At 71.5% G+C, this 4831-nt stretch carries 5 protein-coding genes; 4 read left to right on the forward strand and 1 reads right to left on the reverse strand.

What is annotated here, in order from left to right:
- Nucleotides 1-53 precede the first annotated feature (53 nt).
- From IJH84_RS19110 to IJH84_RS19120, 3 genes are all read left to right on the forward strand, one after another.
- Complete coding sequence (locus tag IJH84_RS19110; protein ID WP_200069723.1) at nucleotides 54-620, forward strand: DUF3090 domain-containing protein; 567 nt, start codon at nucleotides 54-56, stop codon at nucleotides 618-620.
- A 6-nt stretch (nucleotides 621-626) separates the two neighbouring features.
- Nucleotides 627-1421, forward strand: coding sequence for an SCO1664 family protein (locus tag IJH84_RS19115; protein ID WP_295146989.1), 795 nt, complete (start codon nucleotides 627-629; stop codon nucleotides 1419-1421).
- Nucleotides 1422-1559: 138 nt separating this feature from the next.
- Nucleotides 1560-2405 carry an SDR family oxidoreductase gene (locus IJH84_RS19120; RefSeq protein WP_295146993.1) on the forward strand — a complete coding sequence of 282 codons (846 nt, stop codon included), beginning with the start codon at nucleotides 1560-1562 and terminating at the stop codon, nucleotides 2403-2405.
- Nucleotides 2406-2412: 7 nt separating this feature from the next.
- Here the strand turns inward: IJH84_RS19120 and IJH84_RS19125 are convergent, their stop codons facing one another.
- Nucleotides 2413-3642: a serine hydrolase gene (locus IJH84_RS19125; RefSeq protein WP_295146996.1), complete on the reverse strand. Its 1230-nt coding sequence runs from the start codon at nucleotides 3640-3642 to the stop codon at nucleotides 2413-2415.
- Nucleotides 3643-3845: 203 nt separating this feature from the next.
- Here IJH84_RS19125 and IJH84_RS19130 point away from each other — a divergent pair.
- Nucleotides 3846-4831 (forward strand): ATP-binding protein (locus IJH84_RS19130; RefSeq protein WP_295146999.1); only part of this gene is annotated, 986 nt, incomplete at its 3' end.

The following is a 4831-nucleotide window of genomic DNA, read 5'->3' on the forward strand; positions in this document are numbered from 1 at the left end:
ACGGTGGACGGCTGCGCGCGCCCGACCGCGGGTGGCTTAGTGTCGAAGGTGCCATGGCTCGTGTCATCCACGTCTTCCGCCAGCCCGACCGGTTCGTCGCAGGGACCGTCGGGGAACCGGGCGAGCGCACCTTCTACCTGCAGGCGTCCGAGGACGTCCGCACGGTCAGCGTGCAGCTGGAGAAGCAGCAGGTCACCGTGCTCGCCGAACGCATCGGTGCGCTGCTGGAGGAGGTGCAGCGCCGGTTCGACGCGGAGCTGCCCGCCGACGCCCCGGACGACCTCGTCGACTCGGACCCGCTGGCGGTGCCGGTGGAGGAGGAGTTCCGGGTCGGCACGATGGGGCTCGGCTGGGACGCCGAGACCGAAGCCGTCGTGGTGGAGCTGCTCGCGGTCACCGAGGAGGAGATCGACGAGTCCGTGGTGCTCGACGACACCGAGGAGGGCCCGGACGCGGTCCGCGTGTTCCTCAGCCCGGCGCGCGCCCGCGCGTTCGCCGACCGCGCCGAGCGGGTGATTAACGCGGGCCGCAAGCCGTGCCCGCTGTGCAACGAGCCGCTGGACCCGGAAGGCCACATCTGCCCGCGGCAGAACGGCTACCGCCGGTCGGAAGAGGACTAGCGGCTCGTGCATCCCGCCGATCCGGCCGCCCGCGAGGTCCTGGCGCAGGGCCGCATCGAGGTCGAGGGGCGGCTCGTGGAAGCCTCGAACGCCACGCTGCTGTGCTCGGTCGAGCACGATGGCGCGGCGGCCGAATGCGTCTACAAGCCGGTGCGCGGGGAACGTCCGTTATGGGACTTCCCGGACGGCACGCTGGCCGGTCGGGAAGTCGCCTCCTACCTGGTGTCCGAAGCGCTGGGCTGGCACCTGGTCCCGCCGACGCTGCTGCGCGAGGGCCCGTTCGGGCCGGGGATGGTGCAGCTGTGGGTGGACACCGAGGAGGACTCGGAGCTGGTCGACCTGGCCGAACCGGCGGACGTCCCGGAAGACTGGCGAGCGGTGCTGCAGGCGCAGGACAACCACGGTGATCCGGTGGTGCTGGCGCACGCCGACCACGCGGCGCTGCGCCGGCTCGCGGTGCTCGACGTCGTGATCAACAACGCGGACCGCAAGGGCGGGCACATCCTGCACGCGCCCGACGGGCACGTGTTCGGCATCGATCACGGGGTGAGCCTGAACGCGGAGAACAAGCTGCGCACGGTGTTGTGGGGCTGGATCGGCAAACCGCTGTCCGCGGAGGCGACCGAGGCGCTGGGCCGCTTCCGGGCGCTGATGGAGGGCGAGCTGGCCGCCGACCTGGCCGAGCACATCACGCCCAAGGAAGTCCAGGCGATCAACGAGCGGGTGCAGGCCCTGCTCGGCGAGGGCGTTTTCCCGGCGCCTTCCGGGGAGTGGCCCGCGATTCCCTGGCCGCCGTTCTGAGCGTTGGTTTTCCCGCTCGTTCTCCCAGGAAACGGCTGAGGCCGCTGCGCGTGGAGCCACTCCACAGCAACGGTTGAACCCGGAGCAGCCCGCGAAAATCAGGTGCGCGCTGCGTGCTCGGAACGTCACCATGCGCACGTGGAACAAGATCTCGACCTGGCCCGGGACCCGCATCCGCTGCGCGGCCGCGCGGCGCTGGTGACCGGCGCGAGCCGCAGGCAGGGCATCGGTTTCGCGATCGCCCGCAGGCTCGCGGCCTGGGGCGGGAGCGTTTTCCTGCACCACCACCGGCCGCACGACGGCGAGCAGCCGCGGGGCGCCGACGACGCCGACGAGGTCCGCGCCGGGGTCTCCCGGCATCTGGTCGGCGACGCCCGGGTCGCGGACGCGCCGGGCGATCTCGTCGAACCCGGCGAGCCGGAGCGGCTGGTGCAGCACGTGGTCGCCGAGTTCGGGAACCTCGACGTGCTGGTCTGCAACCACGCCCGCAGCGGTTCGGACGGCGCCCTGGGGGAGTTGGACGCCGAGGTGCTGGACGGGCACTGGGCGGTCAACACCCGCTCGTCGATCCTGCTCGCGCAAGCCTTCGCTGCCCACCACGACGGCCGTCCCGGCGGGCGGGTCGTGTTCCTGACCTCCGGTCAGCAGCTCGGCCCGATGCCGGGCGAGGTCGCCTACGCCGCGGCGAAAGGTGCGCTCGCGGAGATCACCCTCACCCTGTCCGACCAGCTCGCCGACTCCGGCATCACGGTGAACACGGTCAATCCCGGCCCGGTGCAGACCGGGTACCTGGGCGAGCGGGACTGGCACGTGGTCGCACCGATGTTCCCGTTCGGCCGCTACGGCGAACCGGACGATCCCGCACGCCTGATCGCGTGGCTGAGCACCGACGAAGCCCGCTGGATCACCGGCCAGGTGATCAACACCGAGGGCGGTTTCGCGCGCTGGCGCACGCGCTGGGAGATCCCCCGCACCGACCGGTGAACCGGCTTCAGTCCACCAGCGCCTGGTAGACCATCTGGTGCAGCTGCGAGCGGATCGGGTGCGTGCTGGAGGGCACCAGCTGGGTCAGGAACACGACGGTGAGCTCCTCGGCCGGATCCACCCAGAACGCGGTGCTGGCCAGCCCGCCCCAGGACAGCTCGCCGGGGCTGGCGACCACGCGCGAGGGGACCGGGTCCTCGACCACCGCGAAGCCCAGGCCGAAACCCTTGCCCGCGTTGCTGACCTCGGAGAACGAGCCGTGCGCCAGCTGGTCGAGGTGCGCCCCGCCGGGCAGGTGGTTGCGCGCCATGAACCGCACGGTGCGGTCGCCGAGCAGCCGCACCCCGTCGAGCTGCCCGCGGCCGAGCAGCATTCCGGTGAACCGGTGGTAGTCGTGCGCCGAGGACACCAGGCCGCCACCGCCGGACAGCGCCTTCGGCGGGGTCTCCGGCACCGACGGGCGCTTCGGCCGCACCGCCTTGCCGTTCGAGTCGGCGACGTAGAGCGAAGCGAGCCGGTCCAGCGACTCCGGCGGCACCGCGAAACCGGTGTCGGTCATGCCCAGCGGTTCGAAGATGCGGGTGCGGAAGAACTCGTCCAGGCCCATGCCGGAGGCCACCTCCACCACCCGGCCGAGCACGTCGGTGGACACCGAGTAGTTCCACGAGCTGCCCGGGTCGAACAGCAGCGGCATCCCGGCGTACACGTCGCAGACGCCCTCGAGGTCCAGGTCGGCGGGGGTGCCCAGCTCGAAGCCCTGTTGCCGGTAGATCTCGTCGGTCGGGTGCAGCCGGTGGAACCCGTAGGTCAGCCCGGAGGTGTGCGTGAGCAGGTGCCAGATCCGCATCGGCTCGATGGCCGGCCGGGTCTGCGCTTCCCGCGCGGGGCCGCCGGTGTAGACCCGCAGGTCGGCGAACGACGGGATGAAGTCGCTGACCGGGTCGGTGAGCTCGAACGCCCCTTCCTCGTAGAGCATCATCGCCGCCACCGACGTGATCGGCTTCGTCATCGAGTAGATCCGGAACAGCGTGTCGTCGCGCACCGGGTCCGCGGACTCCAGGTTCCGCAGGCCGCAGGTGCTCGAGTGCGCGATCTTGCCGCCGCGCGCGATCAGGACCTGCCAGCCCGCGAGCCTGCCGTCGTCGACGTAGCGGGCGAAGTGCCGGTCGAGCCGCTGCAGTCGTTGCGGGTCGAAGCCTGCTCCGGCGGGGTCGATCTCGAACTGCGACTGACTCACGGCGTCCTCCTTCGCGACCTGGCTGGTTCGTTTCTACGCGCAGGCGCGGGCCGGTCGCCATGCCGAGTGGTGATCGTCGCGGGCGGCCTCGGCCGGCCGGAGCTGCTTGAGTAGGAGATCCCGCAGCGAGGCGCTGAGGTTCCGCTAAGCGACCACCTACGCAAACCCCTGAACAACAGGCTCTGGGGAGTAGCGTCGGACGGGTGACGAATCTCCAGACTCCACCCACCGGACTGCCCCGTACGGCTGGAGAGCTGCGTGCGGGCGGGTACCTGCCGTGCAGCGTGAAGGCCGAGGTGCGCCGGAACCTGCTCAGCGCGCTGCGTTCCGGCGACCGGCTGTGGCCGGGCATCGTCGGCTTCGACCGCACCGTGCTGCCGCAGCTGGAGCGCGCTCTGATCGCCGGGCACGACGTGGTGCTGCTCGGCGAACGCGGCCAGGGCAAGACGCGGCTGCTGCGCGGGCTGACCGAACTGCTCGACGAGTGGACCCCGGTGCTGCCCGGGTCCGAACTGGACGAACACCCGCTGGAACCGATCACCCCGGCTTCGATCCGCCGCGCCGCCGAGCAGGGCGACGAGCTGCCCGTCGAGTGGCGGCACCGCAGCGAGCGCTACGTGGAGAAGCTGGCCACTCCGGACACCGCGGTCGGCGACCTGGTCGGCGACGTGGATCCGGTGAAGGTCGCCGAGGGCCGCTCGCTGGGCGATCCGGAGACCATCCACTTCGGACTCGTGCCGCGCGCGCACCGCGGCATCGTGACCATCAACGAGCTGCCCGACCTGGCCGAGCGGATCCAGGTGGCGCTGCTGAACGTGATGGAGGAGCGCGACATCCAGATCCGCGGCTACAGCCTGCGGCTGCCGCTGGACGTGCTGCTGGTCGCGACCGCGAACCCGGAGGACTACACCAACCGCGGCCGGATCATCACGCCGCTCAAGGACCGCTTCGGCGCGGAGATCCGCACGCACTACCCGCTGGAACTCGAAGGCGAGATCTCGCTGATCCGGCAGGAGGCGCTGCTGGAGGCCGAGGTCGGCGACCACCTGCTGGAGGTGCTGGCCCGGTTCGTGGGGCACCTGCGGGAATCCTCCGCGGTGGACCAGCGCTCCGGTGTCTCCGCGCGGTTCGCGATCGCCGCGGCCGAGACGGTCTCCGCCGCGGCGGTGCACCGGGCGGCGCTGACCGG

This window comes from Saccharopolyspora sp. (genome assembly GCF_017434145.1).
In the GTDB taxonomy this organism is placed as follows: domain Bacteria; phylum Actinomycetota; class Actinomycetes; order Mycobacteriales; family Pseudonocardiaceae; genus Saccharopolyspora_C; species Saccharopolyspora_C galaxeae.

Coding starts and splice junctions, on each gene's coding strand:
- IJH84_RS19110 (WP_200069723.1), top strand. CDS start 54: ATGGCTCGTGTCATCCACGTCTTCCGCCAGCCCGACCGGTTCGTCGCA.